Below are 18,246 nucleotides of genomic sequence, written 5' to 3' on the forward strand. Positions count from 1 at the left end.
GGAGACAAGATGTACCTCACCGCTGGTCTGCATCGTGCATTACAACGCCATCCCGACAAGACAGCCCTGGTGGACGAGAGCCGGCGGCTTTCGTTTCGTGAGCTGCACGCGCGCGTCGCGCGCCTGGCTGCAGGTCTGCAGCGGCTGGGCGTGCGGCCCGGGGACCGGGTCGCAGTGCTCGCGCTGAATCGTGGGCGCTACGTTGAAACCGCCCTGGCAGTCTGGTGGAGCGGAGCGGTGCTCAACCCGGTCAATACTCGCTGGAGCGAGGCCGAGATGGTCTATGCGCTGAACGATTGTGCCGTACGCGTACTTTTGATCGATGACTCCTTCGTCAGCCTTGGGCACGAGTTGGGGCAAAAAGTACCAAGCCTTGCCACGATCGTTCATCTCGGTCATCAGCCCACGCCGGAAGGCATGCAGAATTACGAAGTACTGATCACCTCGAGCGAGCCAGCGGAAGACGTTCGCTGTGCAGCAGAGGAACTGTCAGCCATCCTTTACACAGGTGGGACCACGGGCTTTCCCAAAGGGGTGATGCTCTCGCACGGAAATCTCTGGAGCTCAATGGTGGGGCGCATGGCGGAGGTACCCAATCCCGCGGACTTCGTCACGTTGCTGGTAGCACCGCTTTTTCACGTCGCAGGGCTCGGGCGGTTGGTCGGCCAGATTGTCGTGGGCGGAACCTGCGTCACGCTGCCGGCCTTTCAGCCGGAGGTCGTATTGCGGACCATAGAGCAAGAGGGCATTACTGACTTGGTATTGGTGCCTAGCATGATCCAGATGCTTGTGGACGACCCGGCGTTCGGTCGGTACGACCTGTCCTGCATCCGACGTATCCTCTGGGGAGCCGCGCCTATGGCCCTGCCGCTGTTGGAGCGGGCGCTTGCGGCGTTCCCTGGTATTGAGTTCATTCACGCCTATGGCATGACGGAGACCGCGGCGTCCGTTTCGGTCAACCGCATCGGTAGCGCCCCGGAAGACCGCCGGGACACGCGGATCCGGTCGGCCGGCCGCGCCGGCTATGCCACCGAGATCCGCATTGCTGACCTCGAGGGCGAGGAGGTCCCCTACGGCACTCCGGGTGAGATCCAGGTGCGCGGACCCGTGGTGATGATGGGCTATTGGAATCGCCCCGAGGAAACAGCGCAGGCTTTGCGTGATGGTTGGTTGCGTACTGGCGATGGTGGCCACATGGATGCGGAGGGTTACCTCTACGTGGTGGACCGGATCAAGGACATGATCATTTCCGGGGGGGAGAATGTCTATCCCGCCGAGGTGGAGGAGGCACTGGGCCGGCATCCTGCAGTCGCCGTCAGCGCCGTGATTGGCATTCCCGAGGAAAGGTGGGGCGAGGCGGTGCACGCTGTGGTGCTGCTGCGCGAAGGTGCCCAGGTCTCGGAAGAGGAACTGCGCGCTCATTGCCGCACCAGGCTCGGCGGCTACAAGTGCCCCAAGAGCATAGAGTTCCGCGTCAGTCTGCCACTTTCCGCGGCAGGTAAGGTGCTCAAGAATGAGTTGCGCAAGCCATACTGGACTAGCATGTGAGCCCGGTGCCAACGGGAAGGAGAAGCGAGGAGAGGAAGAATGAAGGTGCCGCTAATGGGCATTGTCAAGTTACCGAGAGTGAGACGGCACGACGGCAGGTGTGACGACTGTCAGAAAGCCGTCGACGGATTTTGGGCGAGTTCGGCGAATTCGCGCCACTGAGGGCCTGGCCGTCGAGGGCCAGGCCGCGGCGCCCGTCAGGCCGCCATCGGCGATACCTGGCACGCGCCATCAGCGAATGCGCGGCGCAGGTGCCGGCGGCTAGTCGATGCGGGCGCCGCTCGCCTTGACGATCGGCCGCCACGCCTGGTACTCGGCCACCACGAACTTGCCGAATGATTCCGGCGTGTATTGCATTGGCTCCGCGCCTTGCAGCAGGAGTTTCTTGCGCATAGTGGGGCTGTTGACAGCGTCGGTCACGGCCTTGTTCATCCTTGCAACCACCTCCGGCGGCGTGCCCTTGGGCGCAAACAGGCCAAACCAGGCACCCGTCACCAGGTTCTTGACGCCCGCTTCGGCCATGGTCGGGGTGTCCGGCAGCGCCTCGGCGCGCTTGGCGCTGGTGACGGCCAGCGGGCGCAGTTGCCCGGCGCGAATATGGCTCATCACCGAGGGGATCGTCGCGAACATGAACTGCACGCGCCCGGCCAGCAGGTCGTTCAAGGCATCCGCGCCCTTGTAGGGTACGTGCACGGCGTTGGCGCCGGTGCGTTCGTTGAGCAGCGCGCCCGACAAATGCGCGGCGGTCCCGACGCCGGTGGAGGCAAAGTTCAGCTTGCCGGGATTCGCTTTTGCGTAGGCCACCAACTGGGCGACATCGTTGGCGGGCACGCCGGGATGCACCACCAGCACATTCGGCACATCGGCGATTGGCGCCACCGGCGCCAGTGCCGTCTGCGGATTGACCTTGAGATTGGGATAGAGCGTGGGATTGATGGCGATCGGGCCGACCGAGGTGGCAAGCAGCGTGTAGCCGTCCGGCGCGCTCTTGGCCACGAACTCTGTGCCGATATTGCCGCCCGCGCCGGGCCGGTTTTCCACGATCACCGTCTGCTTCAGGCTCTGGCTGAGCTGGTTGGCCACTTCGCGCGCGAGGATATCGGTGGTGCCGCCTGCGGAAAAGGAAACTACGACGCGAATGGGTTTGGTCGGATAGGGCTCGGCATTGGCGCCGGTGCTTGTACCGGCGCCGGCAAGCAATAGCAGCGCGGCGGCGGTCAGCCGCTTTGGCAGGATCATGTCTCACTCCACGGATTGAGGTGGTTTCAGGCCGCGCTGCTTTGGCGCGTGCCCACTATAGACATGGTACGAAGCTGGTCCCGCCCAGCGTTGATCAAATAGAAACGCTGCCTTCTTTCATCATGATGGCGCGACTAGCGTGCGCGCTGGTAATGACGCTCCATCGTCGCGCACTGGGCCAGGTAGTCCAGCAGCCTGGCAGTGCCGGCTGGCAGCGACTGCCGGTCGCGCACGCACACATAGAAATTGCGCTCGGCCCACGCATCAGTCAGCGTCAGCAGGCTGAGCCCCATCATCGACAGGTAGTTCTTGGCGATGCCCTCCGGCACCACCGCGATGCCCAGCCCCTCGCGCACCATCCGGCAGCGCGCCTCGAAATTCGATACCTGCGTCTTCACCGTCAGCGGCCGCGAGATGGTGCTGCTCACCAGTTGCAGGAAGGCCTCGAAGGTATAGCGCGGGAAATATCCCAGGAAGTCGTAATCCAGCGCCTCTTCCAGTTGCAGCGAACCCTTGGCTTCCAGTGGATGGCCGCGTGGCACCACCAGTCCCACCCGGTCCGAGCGGTAGGGTAGAGAGAACACGCCGGGGCTGGGTGCTTCGGCGTGATAGATGCCGATGTCGGCATCGCCGTTAGAAACCATGCGCGGGATGTCGAAGCTTAACGCTTCGATCAGGTCGATGCGGCTGTCGGGCGCGCTCTGCAGGAAGCCGCTGATATCGGTAGGCAGGAACTGCAGGATCGTGGACGGGTTTGCCGCCAGGCGAATCTTGGCGATGCCGTCCGTCGAATAGGTGGCCAGCGCCTCTTCTGCCAGCTTGATGCTGCGGACGATGGCCCTGGCGCGCTGGTAGAGCATGGCGCCGGCCGGCGTGGGCTCCACGCCGCGCCCGTGGCGCACCAGCAGGGCGGTACCGACCTGGCGCTCCAGTTCCGAGATGCGCTTGCTGGCCGCCGAGGTGACCAGGTTCTCGCGTTCGGCCGCGCGGGAAAGGCTTTTTTCCTCGACGGCGGCGATCAGGACTTCCAGGGAGGCGATATCCATGCGGGTGTCTTGCTGATGTGCGGATGGCGTGGCGCGAGAAAGCGCCGAGGCAGGAGTGCCATGCTATGCATCTTCGCTGCCAACGTCAAACGGGATTTTCCCGGCCGCGACAGGTGGCTCGCTAGATGCGCCGGCAGCAATGCTTGACGCGCCCGCGCGTGGGCCACTTCGCCACCGTGCTCGGGAGCTTTCACCAAATTTCAAAGCTTGCCTGCCGGCGCTCCCTAACATGGGGTCAAGGCGGCAAGGCAATACCGATCAAGCCGCCATCAAGCCGTATGACGACAAGGAGCACTGCATGGTGATCGATGAACTAGCCGAATACGTCGGCGCGGAGGGACGGCGGGCGCTGTCGCCCGAGGTCCTCCACTATGGCAAGCGCGCCGTGATCGACTGGTTTGCCGCGCTGTTCCCGGGCACGCGCATGTCGCCCGGCACGAACCTCGTGCAGGCACACCGCGCCGAACTGGGCGTAGGTGACGCCACCGTGGTCGCGCACGGCACCACCGCGTTCCCAGCCACGGCGGCCTGGATCAATGGCAGCGCGTCGCATGCTGCCGAGTTCGACGATATCTTCCGCGACGCTGTCTACCATCCAGGCTGCCCAACGATCTCTGCCGCGCTGGCGCTGGCCGAAGACCGCGACGTGAGCGGCGAGGCCTTCCTGCGGGCCGTGGTGGCGGGCTATGAGGTCTCCACCCGCATCGGCGCCGCCATCCAGCCCGCGCACTATCGCTATTTCCATACCACCGGCACCGTGGGCTGCTTCGGCAGCGCGGCAGCCAGCGCCTTGCTGCTGTCGCCGGGCAATGCGCGCGTCGCCGCCGATGCGCTGGCCACCTCCGCCACGTTCGCCTCGGGCCTGCAGCAGGCCTTCCGCTCGGATGCGATGACCAAGGCGCTGCACGCGGGACATGCCGCCATGGTGGGCGTGCAGGCGGCGCAGGCAGCCGCGGTGGGCGTCAACGGCGTGCACGACATCCTGGAAGGCGCGGCCGGCTTCGGCGCGGCGATGTGCGGCAGTCCCGGCTGGTCGGATGTGGCCAAGGGCCTGGGCGCGAACTACAACATCCTTAGCATCACCCAGAAGAACCACGGATGCTGCGGCCACACCTTTGCGGCCATCGATGCGGCGATTGAACTGGTGCGCGGGCATGGCATCGACGCCGCCGGGATCGAGGCAGTCACGGTGTGGACTTATCAGACTGCCATCGACGTCACCGGCAATGCCGTACCGGGCACCGCCTTCGAAGCCCGCTTCAGCCTGCCCTACGTCATCGCGCACGGCATCCTGCACGACGCGGTCCGGCTTGACGCCTTCTCCGGCGAACGCCTGCGCGACCCGCAGATCCGGCAATTGATGAAGCGCGTCACCCTGCACGCGGATCCGGAGCTGACCGCGGCGTTCCCCCGCCAACGCGCGGCGCGGGTGGAAATCCTGCTGAAGGACGGCACCCGCCACACGCTGTTCGCGCCTTACCGCAAGGGCGACCCGGAGTCGCCGCTGGACGACGCCACGCTGAGCGACAAGTTCATGGAGCTGGCGGCGCCGGTGATCGGCAGCGACACGGCCGAGGGACTGCTCGCCGCGCTGTGGCAGCTCGAGACCGGCAGCGTTCGCGGGCTGCGGCTCGCGGGTCTTGGCGTGGCATTAGAGGGGAGGAAAGCGTGAACGATATGACTGTAACGACGGCGATGGCCCGCAGCCTGGCAAAAGCGCTGTTCTCGCCGGACACGGTGGCGCTTGTCGGCGCATCCAGCGACATCACCAAGAATACCGCCCGGCCGATGCGCTTCATGCGCAAGCACGGCTACCGGGGCACCATCTACCCGATCAACGCCACCCGCACCGAAGTGCTGGGCGAGAAGGCCTACCCGAGCCTGGACGCGGTGCCGGGCGAGGTGGAGCACGCCTTCGTCATGGTGCCGGGCAAGCACGTCGAGGCCGCGCTGGAGCAATGCGCGGCCAAGGGCGTGCAGGTGGTGACGGTGTTCTCGGACGGCTTCGCGGAAGTGGGCGAGGCGGGCCTGGCCGCGCAGCAGGCGCTGGTCCGCAAGGCCAGGGCGCTGGGCGTGCGCCTGATCGGACCGAACAGTATCGGTGTGGTCAATGTGGAATCCGGCGCGGTGCTGTCGGTCAATGCCGTGCTGGAGATGGACGAGTTGCACGCCGGCAGCATCAGCGTGATCTCGCAAAGCGGTTCGATGCTCGGCGCGCTGCTCTCGCGTGGCGCGGCGCGCGGGCTGGGTTTCGCCAAGCTGGTGTCGGTGGGCAACGAGAGCGATGTTGGCGTCGGGGAGCTGGTCGATCTGCTGGTGGACGATGCCGCTACCAAGGTGATCCTGTTGTTCCTGGAAACGATCCGCGACGCCGCCGTGCTCGGCCCGGCGCTGCGCCGCGCGCGGCAAGCCGGCAAGCCGGTCATCGCCTACAAGCTTGGCCGCTCGGCGCAGGGCGAGGCGCTGGCGCAGTCGCACACCGGCGCGCTGGCCGGCAACGATGCCGCGGTGGACGCCTTCCTGCGCAAGTACGGCGTGATGCGCGTGGAAATGCTGGAGACCTTGTTCGAAGCCGCGCCGCTGGCCCTGCGCTATGGCCGGTGGGTGCCCGCCCTCAAGCGCAATCCCCGCGTGGCCGTGGTGACCACCACCGGTGGCGGCGCGGCCACCGTGGTGGACCGCCTGGGCCTGTCGCAGATCGACGCGGTGGCGCCGCCGTACGGCTTCGTGGCGCACATGGCGGCGCGCGGCGTGCGCATCCGCCAGACGCCCATCATCGACCTGACGCTGGCCGCGACCAGCGCGCAGTACAAGGATCTGGTCGAGCAACTGCTGCTGAGTGACTGGTGCGACGCCGTGCTTTGCGTGGCGGGCTCGTCCGCGCAGTTCCATCCCCAGCTCGCGGTGCGGCCCATGGTGGAGGCGGCCGGCGCGGGACACAAGCCGCTGATCGCTTTCCTCGCGCCGGAGGCGGGGGAGTCGCTGCGCGTGCTGCAGGCAGAAGGCATCCCGGCGTTCCGCACGCCGGAAGCCTGCGCGGACGCGCTGGCGCAGTTGTTCAAAGCGGCGCGGGCGCATCCCGAGGCCGACGAAGCCGTCGCGCCGCTTGGCTGGCCGGCCGGCTTGCCGCGGTCGGGCAACCTCTCGGAGTACGAGGCGGCCAGCGCGTTCGCGGCGCTGGGCGTGCCGATCGCCCCGCTCGCGCTGATGCCGGTGGGTGAGTACAAGCACAGGATTCCCTACCCGGTGGTGGCCAAGATCTGCTCGCGCGACATCCTGCACAAGACCGATGTGGGCGGCGTACGCGTCGGCGTACGCGACACGGACGAACTGCAGCGCGCCACGGCGGCGATCCTTGCCGATGTCGGCCGCGCCGCGCCGCAGGCCCGGCTCGACGGCATCCTCGTGCAGCGCATGGAGGACAAGCTGCTGGAACTGATGCTGGGCTACCGGGATGACCCGCTGGTGGGCCCGATCGTGATGCTGAGCGCGGGTGGGATCGCCGCCGAACTGCGGCCGGACGTCAGCCTGCGGCCGGCGCCGGTGACGCGCGACGACGCCATGGAGATGATCGACGAGGTACGCAGTACCGCGCTGGTCCGCGGCTTCCGCGGGCTGCCGCGCGGCGATATCGCCGCCCTGGCCGACGCCATCGAGCGGTTTTCCCGGCTGGCTGCCTTCGAGGGCGTGAACGTGCTGGAGGCCGAGATCAATCCGCTATTCGTGCGTGCCGACGGCGTGGTCGGGGTGGACTGCGTGGTCCGGCTGGCGGAAGAACAAAGAGCCGAACTGAATTGATTCAAATCTAGTAAGAAAACGGAGACAAACATGGATTTCAAACTGACCCCCGAGCAAGCTGAGTTCGAGCACGCCGTCACGCGCTTCGCCGAGAAGGAGTTGCGCGCCGGCTCGGTCGCCCGCGCCCATACCGACGACTACCCCTGGGATGTCGCCCGCAAGATGAGCGAGCAAGGCCTGCTGGGCATCACTGTGGCCGAGGCTGACGGCGGCCAGGGCGGCAGCCTGATGGACGCCATCATCGCGATCCAGGCCGTGGCCTCGGTCTGCCCGCGCAGCGCCGACGTGATCCAGGCCGGCAACTTCGGCGCCATCCGGGTGCTGGCCGAGTATGGCTCGTCGGCGCAAAAGGACAAATGGCTACGCCGCCTGCTGGCCGGTGAAGCCTTGATCTCGGTCGGTATGACAGAGCCCGAGGCCGGCTCCGCCGTCACCGAGCTACGCACCACGGCCACGCCCGATGGCGACGACTACCTCATCAACGGCACCAAGGTCTTCACCACCCATGGCCCGCACGCCGACGTGATCCTGGCCTACGTGCGCTTTGGCCCGGGCGTCAACGGCATCGGTTCCGTGCTGATCGATACCAGGCTGCCGGGTGTGCGCATCGGCCAGCGCTCGCGCTTCATGTCGGGAGAGGAATGGGCGCAGATCTATTTCGAGGATGTTCGCATCCCGGCGTCCGATGTGCTGCTGGGCGAGGGCGGCTTCAAGAAGCAGATTGCCGGTTTCAATGTCGAGCGCATGGGCAATACAGCGCGCTCGCTGGCGCTGGGACGCTATGCCTACCAAGTAGCGCGCGACTGGGCCATGCAGCGCAAGCAATTTGGCAGGCTACTGTGCGAGTTCCAGGGCCTGCAATGGAAGTTCGCCGAGATGAAGATCAAGCTCGATGCCGGGCAACTGCTGCTGTACCGGGCCGCGGCCAACGCGGACAGCGGCTTTCCTTCCGCCGAGGAAACCGCGATCGCCAAGGCGTTCTGCAACCAGGCGGGCTTCGACGTTGCCAATGAGTCGCTACAGGTCATGGGCGGCATGGGCTACAGCCAGGAGGCGTTGGTGGAGTACTGCCTGCGCCGCTGCCGGGGCTGGATGATCGCCGGCGGCTCCATCGAGATCCTGAAGAACCGCATCGCCGAATCGGTATTCGAGCGGACCTTCGCGCAGCGCCCGGAAAAACAGCGGGCGGGTTGATCAGGAACGCATCCCAGGTGGGCGCATTATGTTTTGTACAACGGAACGCCGGACGCGCAGCTTGCCCGGGCCGGCAGCCTGCAAACGGGGCTGCCGAAGCCTACCGGCGAGCCATCGGAATCGAAGCCGATCCGGCGGTGCGCCGCTTCCTGCGGGCCGAAATCGCCCAGATCTAAGATGCGGCCGTGGCCTCGGTGATGTCGCGACTACCGCTTGCGCACTTCTCCTTCACCGTGCCGTGATCGGCAGCTACTTCCATTAGGCGCCAACCTCAAAAAAAGCCAAGAACTTGCGCATGATGGGCGACAAGGCGCCCGCGCGATGCGCTACCAGCACCCGGCTGGCCGCGTCGGGGCCGGCCAGCCGGCGGTACGCCACGCCCGGAATGCCGGTGCGTGAGTAAATCTCCGGCAGCACCGAGACCCCGGCACCGCTCGCCACCAAACCGATGATGGTCGTGGCCTCGCGCGCTTCCTGGCCGATGCGCGGCGCAAAGCCCGCGCGGTTGCACAGCGTGGTGACATGATCGAACAGCCCGCACCCCAGCCCTCGCGGGAACAGCAGAAAGGGCTGGGCGGACAGCGCGCCGATGTCGAGTTCACTGTCATCATCCGCTATCGCCAGCGCATGCGAGGCCGGCAACACGGCGACCAGGCGGTCGGCCAGCACCTCGTGCACGGTAATGCTGGCGGGCGGGTAGAACTGGGGCGAAGGGCGCAGGAAGCCAATCTCGATCTCTCCCTTCTCCAGTCCCTGCAACTGCTGCCCGGTGGACATATGCACCAGTTCCAGCATGGCGCGTGGGTGGCCAAGGCGGAACTGCTGCACGGCGCGCGGGAAAACATTCTGCATGGGCACAGAGGCGGTGAAGGCCACCCGGATCTCGCCCGCCTCACCGGCGGCAACCTGCTTGACCACCTCGCGGGCCTGCTCCAAGTTGCCCAGTGCCGCCTTTGCCTTGTCGAGGAACAGCGTGCCCGCCGGCGTCAGCGCCACATGGTGGCGGGAGCGGTCGAGCAAGGGGCTGCCAAGTTCGTCTTCCAGTGCCTTGATCTGGGTGCTCAGCGGTGGCTGGCTGATATGGAGTTTGCGCGCGGCCTCGCTGAAGCTCAGTGCTTCGGCCACGGCGACGAAATAGCGGAGTTGGCGAAATTCCATCGGTTATATCGAAATGCAATAACAAGCGGTTTGAAAACATATTAGACAGTATCACGACGGTTGGCCAAAATGCACGCAAACGAATGAAACCGGACCACAGGAGACAAGAATGCTGCGCCGACCTTACCTAGCCGGCTTGCTGGCCGCCGTGCTGTCGCTGGGCGCTGCCGCCGCCAGCGCCGAGACCTATCCCGCCAAGCCCATCCGGCTGGTCGTGCCCTACGCGGCGGGCGGCGCTGTCGACATCGTGGCGCGTTCGGTTGGCCAGAAGATGAGCGTGCTGCTCAAGCAGCCCATCATTGTCGACAACCGCCCTGGCGCCAGCACCAATATCGGCATGGACGCGGTGTCCAAGGCCGCGCCGGATGGCTACACCATCATGATGGCCTCCAACAGCCTGGCCACCAATGCCGCGCTGTTTGCCAAGCTGCCGTTCGACCCGACCCGCGATTTCACGCCGGTGGCGCGCATTGGCCAGGCCTCGCTGGTGCTGGTGGTGCCGGCCAAATCCAGCGTGACCTCGCTCAAGGACCTGGTCTCCCAGGCGCAGGCGCAACCCGGCAAGCTCAGCTATGCCTCGGCCGGCAACGGCAGCTCCGGTCATCTCGCCGGCGAGTTGTTCAAGGAAGCGGCGCACATCGACGTGTTGCACGTGCCTTACAAGGGCGGCGCGCCAGCCATCACCGACCTGCTGGGCGAGCGCATCACGTTCATGCCGATTAACCCGCTCGAAGTCATCACGCATATCCGCGCCGGCACCCTGCGCGCCATCGCGGTGGCGAGCGACCAGCGTGCGCCGCTGCTGCCGGGTGTGCCAACCTCGCGCGAGCAAGGCCTGCCGGGCTTCACCGCTTCTGTCTGGTGGGGACTGGTGGCGCCGGCCAAGACGCCGCCCGCTGTCGTGCGTGAACTCAACACCGCTGCCAATACGGCGCTGGCCGACCCGGACGTGCGCAAGCAGCTCATGCAACTGGGTGTCACCATCCTGCCCGGCACCCCGGAAGCCTTCGGCCAGTTCGTGCGCAACGAAACCTCAACCTGGAACGGCGTGATCCGCAAGGCGGGTATCACGGCCGACTGAAGCCTTCGACGCGACCCAACGGAAATCCCCATGTCAGACATCCACGCCCAAGCGCAATCCCCGGCTCCAGCCGACGCGCAAGCCGACGCAAAGCGTCCCTCTATCCTGGTGGTCAGCGCGCATGCCGCCGATTTCGTCTGGCGCGCCGGCGGCGCCATCGCGCTGTATGCCGAGCGCGGCTACCACGTCAAGATCGTCTGCCTGTCCTTTGGCGAACGCGGCGAGTCGGCCAAGATGTGGCGCCAGCCGGGCATGACCATGGAGCGCGTCAAGGCCGCGCGGCTTGAGGAAGCGCAGCAGGCCGCCGACATCCTCGGCGCCACACTGGAGTGCTTCGACCTCGGCGATTACCCCCTGCGCGTGACCGACGCGGCGTTGCTGCGCCTTGCCGACCTCTATCGCGAACTGCGGCCGGAGCTGGTGTTGAGCCATTCGCGCGAGGACATCTATAACTTCGACCATCCTCTCGCCACCCACGTGGCGCAGGAAGCGCGCGTCATCGCCCAGGCGCATGGCTACAAGCCTGAAGTGCCCGTGATCGGCGCGCCGCCGGTATTCCTGTTCGAGCCGCACCAGCCCGAGCAGTGCAACTGGAAACCCGATTTGTTGCTCGACATTTCTTCCGTTTGGGAGAAGAAGCAGCGCGCTTTCGCCACCATGGCGGCGCAGGAGCACCTGTGGGAGTACTACACGCGGGTGGCGCTGCAGCGCGGCGCCCAGGCCACGCGCAATTCCGATCGCAAGGTGAAGTACGGCGAGGGCTATGCACGTGTGTTCCCGCAAGTATCGGAGAGCCTGGCATGAGGACCGTCGCCTATCGCAATATCCTGCGCGCCGCCGCCGCGGACATTGAGGTGCTGGGTGCCGCAGGCGTGGCTACTGTGCATGAGGCGCAGCGCCGCACGGGACTGATGAAGCCCTATCTGCGGCCGATACAGTCCGGCGTAGCCATGGCCGGCAGCGCCGTGACGGTGCTGATGCACCCGGGTGACAACTGGATGATCCACGTCGCGGTGGAGATGGTGCAGCCCGGGGACGTGCTCGTGGCGGCGCTGGTCAGCGACTGCACCGATGGCCTGTTCGGCGATCTGCTGGCGACCTCGCTCAAGGCGCGGGGCGCGCGTGGCCTGGTCATCGACGGCGGCGTACGCGACGTGGCCACGCTCAATGCCATGGGCTTCCCGGTCTGGTCGCGGGCGGTTTCCGCCCAGGGCGCGGTCAAGGAGACCGTCGGCGCGGTTAATGTCCCGGTGATCTGCGCTGGCGCCAACGTGCGGCCCGGCGACGTGATCGTGGCCGACGACGACGGCGTGGTGGTGGTGCCGCGCCCCCTGGCCGCCGAGACCGCACGCCGCGCCGCCGAGCGCGAGGCCATGGAAGCGGGCAAGCGGGCCACGCTGGCCGCCGGCGTGCTCGGCCTGGACATGTACAAGATGCGCGAGGCGCTGGCGGCCAAGGGACTGGCCTACTCGGATGAGACCGTGGACTGGTATAGCAGTTTCGACGAGGCCTGAGCCAGACGTCGCCCGGCGCGCCCGCATCTGGTATAAGCGACGCAGACAAGCATCCAGGCATCGCGGGGGAGCCAGATGGAACTGCGCCAGCTTCAGTATTTTGTCCGGGTGGTGGAACTCGGCAGCATGAGCCGCGCTGCGCTCGATCTCGATATGGTGCAGTCCGCCATGAGTCAGCAGATCAGCCGGCTGGAGAGCGAACTCTCGACCCGGCTGCTGCTCCGGACCACGCGCGGCGTCGCGCCTACCGAAGCCGGCCTGGCCTTCTTCCGCGAAGCCCAGCTGGCGCTGCGCCATGCCGAGCAGGCCAAGCGCGCCGCCCACCACGCGCGGCTGTCCGGCACGGTCAGCGTCGGCCTGGCACCCACCACCGCCTCCGTGATCGGCGTGCCGCTGATGCGTGCCATGCGCGAGCGCTATCCGGATGTGCGCCTGCATATGGTGGAGAGTCTGTCCGGCCACCTCAGCGCCATGCTCAATGCCCGCCAGCTCGATCTCGCCGTCCTGTTCGATACCAATGTGGCGCGCCGCTGGAGCGTGATGCCGTTGCTGGAAGAAACCCTGTTCCTGATCCGCTCGCGCAAGGTGCTGCCTCCCGGCGTCGATGTCGATGCCCCTGCGCGGCTGCGCATGGCGCAGTTGCAGGACGTGCCGCTGATCATGCCCACCGGCCTGCACGGCCTGCGCAGCACCCTCGACGCTGCCTTCTCCCGCGTGAAGATCGTGCCGCAGGTGGTGCAGGAGGTGGATTCCCTCGCCATGCTGATGGATGCGGTCGACCTTGGCTTCGGTGGCACCCTGCAGCCCTGGGCCGCGGTGGGGCGCTATGCCGATGCCGGGCAGCGCTTTCACCTGGCCGAGATCGCCGATCCCAAGGTGCGGCGCCAGAACGCGCTGTGCAGCCTCTCCGACGATGAGCTATCGCCCGCCGCGCTGGCCTTGCGCGTGGTGCTGGCCGATTGCGCCCGCGAGCTGGTGCGCTCGGGCGCCTGGCGGGGCGCGCGGCTGCTGGGACCGGAGGGCTGAGACGCGGCGAGGCAGGGCGGGGGGTATCACGATTCGTGATGCCCCCATGCGATAAGAGGGCTTAGCAGGGCGCCGGGGGGCCGCTACATTGCGGGCATCCCCACCGGAACCATTATCGTGCTTTCCAATATTCGAATCCGGGAGCAGTCCCTGCCAGCTTCCCTCAGCCTTGCCGGAGGCGTTCGCCCATGATCGATGTCCTGGTCATTGGCGGTGGCAACGCTGCCCTGTGCGCCGCTCTGATGGCACGAGAAGCGGGTGCCAGCGTGCTGTTGCTCGAGGCGGCCCCGCGCGAATGGCGCGGCGGCAACTCCCAGCACACCCGCAACCTGCGCTGCATGCACGATGCGCCCCAAGACGTGCTGATCGACGCCTATCCCGAAGAGGAGTACTGGCAGGATCTGCTCAAGGTCACCGGCGGCCTCACCGACGAGCGCCTTGCCCGGCTGGCGATCCGCGCCTCCTCCAGTTGCCGCGACTGGATGCGCAGCCACGGCGTGCACTTCCAGCCGCCACTGTCGGGCGCGCTGCATGTGGCGCGCACCAATGCCTTTTTCATGGGAGGCGGCAAGGCGCTGGTCAATGCGTACTTCCGCAGCGCCGAGGCGCTTGGCGTGCGGGTGCGCTACAACGCGCCGGTGGACGCCATCGAACTGGACAGCGGCCGCTTCGTCGCCGCCCGCATCGGTAGCGAGCGCATCGAGGCGCGCAGCTGCGTGCTGGCCGCCGGCGGCTTCGAGTCCAATCGCGAGTGGCTGCGAGAGGCCTGGGGCCAGAACGCGGATGGCGACTGGCCGGCCGACAATTTCCTGATACGCGGTACGCGCTTCAATATGGGCGTGCTGCTGAAGTACATGATCGAGGCCGGCGCCGATGCCATCGGCGATCCTTCGCAATCGCACTGCGTGGCCATCGACGCGCGCGCGCCGCTGTACGACGGCGGCATCTGCACCAGGGTGGACTGCGTCTCGCTGGGCGTGATGCTCAACCGCAACGCCGAACGCTTCTACGACGAGGGCGAGGATTTCTGGCCGAAGCGCTATGCCATATGGGGGCGGCTGGTGGCGCAGCAGCCGGGGCAGATCGGCTATTCGATCATCGACGCCAAGGCCGTGGGCCGTTTCATGCCGCCGGTGTTCCCGGGCGCGCGCGCCAATACGCTGCCGGAGCTGGCGCGCCAGCTCGGGCTGGACGAGGCCACCTTCGTGCGCACCATCAAGGCGTACAACGCCGCTTGCCGCGTCGGCACCTTCGACCACACGGTGTTGGACGATTGCCGTACCGAGGGCATCGCACCGGCCAAGACCCACTGGGCGCGGCCCATCGACACCGCGCCGTTCTTCGGCTATGCGCTGCGTCCCGGCATCACCTTCACCTATCTCGGGCTCAAGGTGAACGAGCACGCCGCGGTGCACTTCGGCGGCAAGCCCAGCGCCAACCTGTTCGTGGCCGGCGAGATGATGGCCGGCAACGTGCTCGGCAAGGGCTATACGGCGGGGGTCGGCATGGCCATCGGCACGGCCTTCGGCCGCATCGCCGGCACACAGGCCGCAGCCGCCGCGCTCGGACGGCCCGTTCAGAACGAACTACAGGAAGAGCAGCATGCAACATCTTGAAGCGCTGACGCGCGAAGCGGCGGCGCTGGCCCAAGGCGTGCTGCCGCTCACCGGGGACGAGGCCGAGGTTGGCCGCGTCATGCAGATCTGCAATGCCTGCCGCTATTGCGAAGGCTTCTGCGCCGTGTTTCCGGCCATGACGCGCCGGCTGGAATTCGGCAAGGCGGATATCCACTACCTGTCCAACCTGTGCCACAACTGCGGCGCCTGCTACCACGCGTGCCAGTACGCACCACCGCATGAGTTCGCGGTCAATGTGCCGCAGGCTATGGCCAAGGTGCGTGCGCAGACGTATTCCGACTACGCCTGGCCCGCCGCCTTCGGTGGCCTGTACCGCCGCGCCGGCCTGGCCACCGCGCTGGCGCTGGCGGCCGGGCTGGCGCTGTTCCTGGTGATGGTGCTGGCCATGCGCGGCAGCCTGCTGCACGCGCCGCTGGCCGGCAACTTCTACGCCATCTTCCCGCACAACCTGCTCGCGGCGATGTTCGGCGTGGTGTTCGGCTTTGCCGTGGCGGCGCTGGGTGTGGGGGTGATGTGCTTCTGGCGCAAGGTGTCGCCCGGCGAGGCCGAGGGCGAGAAACGCGGTCCGGCCATCGGCGGCGCGGCGCACGACGCGCTGCGGCTGCGCTACCTCGATGGCGGCCACGGCCAGGGCTGCAATAACGCGGACGACGCGTTCACCTTGTGGCGCCGGCGTTTCCACCATTTCACCTTCTATGGCTTCATGCTGTGCTTTGCCGCCACGGCGGTGGCCACGCTGTACCACTACCTGCTGGACCTGCACGCGCCGTATGGGCCGGGCAGCTTGCCGGTGCTGCTCGGCACGGCAGGCGGTATCGGCCTGTTGATCGGTCCCGCCGGTTTGCTTTGGCTCAACCTGAGGCGCGATCCGCGCACAGGCGACGCGGCCCAGAAGCCGATGGACCGGGGCTTTATCGCGCTGCTGTTTTTCACCAGCCTGACCGGCCTGGCGCTGCTGGCGTGGCGCGACACATCGGCCATGGCGTTGCTGCTGGCAGTGCACCTGGGCGTGGTGATGGCACTGTTCCTGACCCTGCCTTACGGCAAGTTCGCGCACGGCATCTATCGCAGCGCGGCGCTGCTGAAATGGAATATCGAAAAACGCCGGCCGGGCAACCTGTCGCTCGGTTCGGACTGAATACCCAAGTACCCAAGGAGATCCCATCATGGCAAAACCCGGAGTGCTCAGCATTTCCTCGATGCGTGACCAGTGCAGCGAAGCCGAATGGCAGGCGCGCGTTGACCTGGCCGCCTGCTACCGGCTGGTGGAGCTGTACGGCATGGCTGACATGATGGCCAACCATATCTCGGTGCGCGTGCCCGGCGAAGAGGGCGCCTTCCTGATCAACGCCTACGGCATGATGTACGAGGAGATCACCGCCTCCAGCCTGATCAAGGTGGACCATGCCGGCAATATTCTCGCCAAGCCGGATTTCGGCGCGCTCAACTACGGCATCAACAAGGCTGGCTATGTGATCCACAGCGCCGTGCACGAGGCGCGCCCGGAGGTGGCTTGCGTGATCCACACACATAGCTGGGCCTCGATGGCGGTGTCGTCGCTGGACTGCGGGCTGCTGCCGCTCACGCAGACCGCCATGCGTTTCCTCAAGATCGGCTATCACGACTACCAGGGCGTGGTCCTCGACACCGCCGAACAGGCCTCGCTGCTCGAAGACCTCGGCAAGGGCGAGGCCCTGATCCTGCGCAACCACGGCGCGCTCACCGTGGGCAATACCGTTGGCGAAGCCTTCAACTGGATGCACCGGCTGGAGCTGGCTTGCCGCGCGCAGATCGGCGCGATGTCGTGCAACACGCCGCTGCGCGAGGTGGGTGCCGACGTGCTGCAGGAAACCTGGAACAACTACCAGCCCGGGACGCGCCGCCCCTACGGTGTGATGGAGTGGCCGGCGCTGCTGCGCAAGTTGGACCGGCTGGATCCGAGCTTCCGCGACTGAAGCCAGGCTCCGGTGCCCCGCAGCGGCAAGATATAGAAATAAAAGACGGACGGAGAGACAAGATGAACAGAAGACACATGCTGGGGCAGGTACTGGCGCTGGGCGTTGCCTCGTGGGTAGCAGCCGCCCGCGCCCAGGCGATGCCGAACAAGCCGGTGACCCTGGTAGTGCCGTTCGCCCCCGGTGGCAATCTCGACGTGGTGGCGCGCGCGCTGGCGCCGGCCCTGGAACAGGCGCTGGGGCGCAATGTGATCGTCGACAATCGGCCAGGGGCGGGCGGTGTGCTAGGCGCGTCCGCGGTGTCCCGCGCCGAGGCCGACGGCAGCATGCTGCTGGTGACGACGCCGAACGCCATCGTGGTATTGCCGCGCATGACCCATACCGCCTTCAGCCTGGCGAGCTTCCAGCCGGTCGGGCTTGTGTCCACCACCACACTGGTGATCGTGGTCAAGGGTAGCGACAAACGCTTCGCGGATGTCAAGGCGCTGCTGGCCTATGCACGGGCCAACCCCGGCAAGGTTGCCGCTGGCCACGCCGGGCCCGGCACCACCAACCACGTGGCCACGCTGCAACTGGAAGACGCTGCCGGCATCAAGCTCAACGAAGTGCCGTATAAGGGGTCGGCCCCCGCGCTGATGGACCTGATGGGCGGGCAGATCGATATGGTGGTGGACCAACTCACCAGTTCCGCGCCGCATCTCCAGTCCGGCGCGCTGCGCGTGCTAGCGGTGATGTCGCGCGAGCGGGATGCCACCCTGCCTACCGTGCCGACCTTGCGCGAGGCCGGCCTGGTGAATTTCGAAGCCACTACCGCAACCGGCTTGCTGGCGCCGGCGGGGACGCCGGCTGCAGCCATCGAGACGCTCAGCAAGGCGCTGCGCAAGGCACTGGCCGAGGACAGCGTCAAGAGCCGGCTGCTGAACGTCGGCAGCGTGGCGCGCAGCTCGAGCCCCCAGGAGCTGCTGCAAACACTGCAGCGCGAGGATGTGCGTGCGCAGGCGCTGGCCGCTTCCGGGCGGCTGAAAGCCGACTAAGCCGTATCTCGCGTCC

Annotated in this window: 15 protein-coding genes; 12 read left to right on the forward strand and 3 right to left on the reverse strand. The window is 66.7% G+C overall.

Annotated features, from left to right (window positions below):
- Positions 1 to 9: 9 nt before the first annotated feature.
- On the forward strand, positions 10 to 1,548 hold the full coding sequence (locus AC1DS6_RS03040) for a class I adenylate-forming enzyme family protein (protein WP_477101998.1): 1,539 nt from the start codon (positions 10 to 12) through the stop codon (positions 1,546 to 1,548).
- Positions 1,549 to 1,809: 261 nt separating this feature from the next.
- Here the strand turns inward: AC1DS6_RS03040 and AC1DS6_RS03045 are convergent, their stop codons facing one another.
- Entirely contained in the window at positions 1,810 to 2,787 is a 978-nt protein-coding gene (locus tag AC1DS6_RS03045; protein WP_477101999.1) for a Bug family tripartite tricarboxylate transporter substrate binding protein, read from the reverse strand.
- Positions 2,788 to 2,921: 134 nt separating this feature from the next.
- Positions 2,922 to 3,833 (reverse strand): LysR family transcriptional regulator, encoded by a 912-nt coding sequence (locus AC1DS6_RS03050; protein ID WP_428179781.1) that lies wholly within the window; start codon positions 3,831 to 3,833, stop codon positions 2,922 to 2,924.
- A gap of 298 nt (positions 3,834 to 4,131) precedes the next feature.
- Between AC1DS6_RS03050 and AC1DS6_RS03055 the strand changes: the two genes are divergently transcribed.
- The 3 genes from AC1DS6_RS03055 to AC1DS6_RS03065 are packed head-to-tail and all read left to right on the forward strand — an operon-like array spanning position 4,132 to position 8,825.
- Positions 4,132 to 5,505 (forward strand): MmgE/PrpD family protein, encoded by a 1,374-nt coding sequence (locus AC1DS6_RS03055; RefSeq protein WP_477102000.1) that lies wholly within the window; start codon positions 4,132 to 4,134, stop codon positions 5,503 to 5,505.
- Between the two features lie 5 nt (positions 5,506 to 5,510).
- Positions 5,511 to 7,631: an acetate--CoA ligase family protein gene (locus AC1DS6_RS03060; protein WP_477102058.1), complete on the forward strand. Its 2,121-nt coding sequence runs from the start codon at positions 5,511 to 5,513 to the stop codon at positions 7,629 to 7,631.
- Positions 7,632 to 7,661: 30 nt separating this feature from the next.
- The gene (locus tag AC1DS6_RS03065) at positions 7,662 to 8,825 is read left to right on the forward strand and encodes an acyl-CoA dehydrogenase family protein (RefSeq protein WP_441633010.1); all 1,164 of its coding nucleotides are present in this window, start codon (positions 7,662 to 7,664) and stop codon (positions 8,823 to 8,825) included.
- Between the two features lie 258 nt (positions 8,826 to 9,083).
- Here AC1DS6_RS03065 and AC1DS6_RS03070 read toward each other — a convergent pair whose 3' ends face one another.
- Positions 9,084 to 9,983 carry a LysR family transcriptional regulator gene (locus AC1DS6_RS03070; RefSeq protein WP_441633012.1) on the reverse strand — a complete coding sequence of 300 codons (900 nt, stop codon included), beginning with the start codon at positions 9,981 to 9,983 and terminating at the stop codon, positions 9,084 to 9,086.
- Positions 9,984 to 10,092: 109 nt separating this feature from the next.
- Here AC1DS6_RS03070 and AC1DS6_RS03075 point away from each other — a divergent pair, with 109 nt between their 5' ends.
- From AC1DS6_RS03075 to AC1DS6_RS03110, 8 genes are all read left to right on the forward strand, one after another.
- Entirely contained in the window at positions 10,093 to 11,064 is a 972-nt protein-coding gene (locus AC1DS6_RS03075; protein WP_477102001.1) for a Bug family tripartite tricarboxylate transporter substrate binding protein, read from the forward strand.
- 30 nt (positions 11,065 to 11,094) lie between these two features.
- Positions 11,095 to 11,868, forward strand: a complete 774-nt coding sequence (locus tag AC1DS6_RS03080) for a PIG-L deacetylase family protein (RefSeq protein WP_477102002.1) — start codon at positions 11,095 to 11,097, stop codon at positions 11,866 to 11,868.
- Positions 11,865 to 12,578, forward strand: coding sequence for a 4-carboxy-4-hydroxy-2-oxoadipate aldolase/oxaloacetate decarboxylase (locus AC1DS6_RS03085; protein ID WP_477102003.1), 714 nt, complete (start codon positions 11,865 to 11,867; stop codon positions 12,576 to 12,578). The genes AC1DS6_RS03080 and AC1DS6_RS03085 overlap by 4 nt, the downstream gene beginning before the upstream one ends.
- 75 nt (positions 12,579 to 12,653) lie before the next feature.
- Complete coding sequence (locus AC1DS6_RS03090; protein WP_477102004.1) at positions 12,654 to 13,604, forward strand: LysR family transcriptional regulator; 951 nt, start codon at positions 12,654 to 12,656, stop codon at positions 13,602 to 13,604.
- Positions 13,605 to 13,792: 188 nt separating this feature from the next.
- Positions 13,793 to 15,220, forward strand: coding sequence for an FAD-dependent tricarballylate dehydrogenase TcuA (gene tcuA / locus AC1DS6_RS03095; protein WP_477102005.1), 1,428 nt, complete (start codon positions 13,793 to 13,795; stop codon positions 15,218 to 15,220).
- Entirely contained in the window at positions 15,207 to 16,379 is a 1,173-nt protein-coding gene (gene tcuB / locus AC1DS6_RS03100; RefSeq protein WP_477102006.1) for a tricarballylate utilization 4Fe-4S protein TcuB, read from the forward strand. Before tcuA ends, tcuB begins: the two co-directional genes overlap by 14 nt.
- 28 nt (positions 16,380 to 16,407) lie before the next feature.
- The gene (locus AC1DS6_RS03105; RefSeq protein ID WP_441633026.1) at positions 16,408 to 17,196 is read left to right on the forward strand and encodes a class II aldolase/adducin family protein; all 789 of its coding nucleotides are present in this window, start codon (positions 16,408 to 16,410) and stop codon (positions 17,194 to 17,196) included.
- Positions 17,197 to 17,258: 62 nt separating this feature from the next.
- Positions 17,259 to 18,230, forward strand: a complete 972-nt coding sequence (locus tag AC1DS6_RS03110) for a Bug family tripartite tricarboxylate transporter substrate binding protein (protein ID WP_477102007.1) — start codon at positions 17,259 to 17,261, stop codon at positions 18,228 to 18,230.
- Positions 18,231 to 18,246 lie beyond the last annotated feature (16 nt).

This window comes from Cupriavidus sp. 05L310, from assembly GCF_056398185.1.

Coding starts and splice junctions, on each gene's coding strand:
- AC1DS6_RS03090 (WP_477102004.1), top strand. CDS start 12,654: ATGGAACTGCGCCAGCTTCAGTATTTTGTCCGGGTGGTGGAACTCGGC.
- AC1DS6_RS03075 (WP_477102001.1), top strand. CDS start 10,093: ATGCTGCGCCGACCTTACCTAGCCGGCTTGCTGGCCGCCGTGCTGTCG.
- tcuB (WP_477102006.1), top strand. CDS start 15,207: ATGCAACATCTTGAAGCGCTGACGCGCGAAGCGGCGGCGCTGGCCCAA.
- AC1DS6_RS03085 (WP_477102003.1), top strand. CDS start 11,865: ATGAGGACCGTCGCCTATCGCAATATCCTGCGCGCCGCCGCCGCGGAC.
- AC1DS6_RS03065 (WP_441633010.1), top strand. CDS start 7,662: ATGGATTTCAAACTGACCCCCGAGCAAGCTGAGTTCGAGCACGCCGTC.
- AC1DS6_RS03050 (WP_428179781.1), bottom strand. CDS start 3,833: ATGGATATCGCCTCCCTGGAAGTCCTGATCGCCGCCGTCGAGGAAAAA.
- AC1DS6_RS03045 (WP_477101999.1), bottom strand. CDS start 2,787: ATGATCCTGCCAAAGCGGCTGACCGCCGCCGCGCTGCTATTGCTTGCC.
- AC1DS6_RS03105 (WP_441633026.1), top strand. CDS start 16,408: ATGGCAAAACCCGGAGTGCTCAGCATTTCCTCGATGCGTGACCAGTGC.
- AC1DS6_RS03110 (WP_477102007.1), top strand. CDS start 17,259: ATGAACAGAAGACACATGCTGGGGCAGGTACTGGCGCTGGGCGTTGCC.
- AC1DS6_RS03055 (WP_477102000.1), top strand. CDS start 4,132: ATGGTGATCGATGAACTAGCCGAATACGTCGGCGCGGAGGGACGGCGG.
- tcuA (WP_477102005.1), top strand. CDS start 13,793: ATGATCGATGTCCTGGTCATTGGCGGTGGCAACGCTGCCCTGTGCGCC.
- AC1DS6_RS03040 (WP_477101998.1), top strand. CDS start 10: ATGTACCTCACCGCTGGTCTGCATCGTGCATTACAACGCCATCCCGAC.
- AC1DS6_RS03080 (WP_477102002.1), top strand. CDS start 11,095: ATGTCAGACATCCACGCCCAAGCGCAATCCCCGGCTCCAGCCGACGCG.
- AC1DS6_RS03060 (WP_477102058.1), top strand. CDS start 5,511: ATGACTGTAACGACGGCGATGGCCCGCAGCCTGGCAAAAGCGCTGTTC.
- AC1DS6_RS03070 (WP_441633012.1), bottom strand. CDS start 9,983: ATGGAATTTCGCCAACTCCGCTATTTCGTCGCCGTGGCCGAAGCACTG.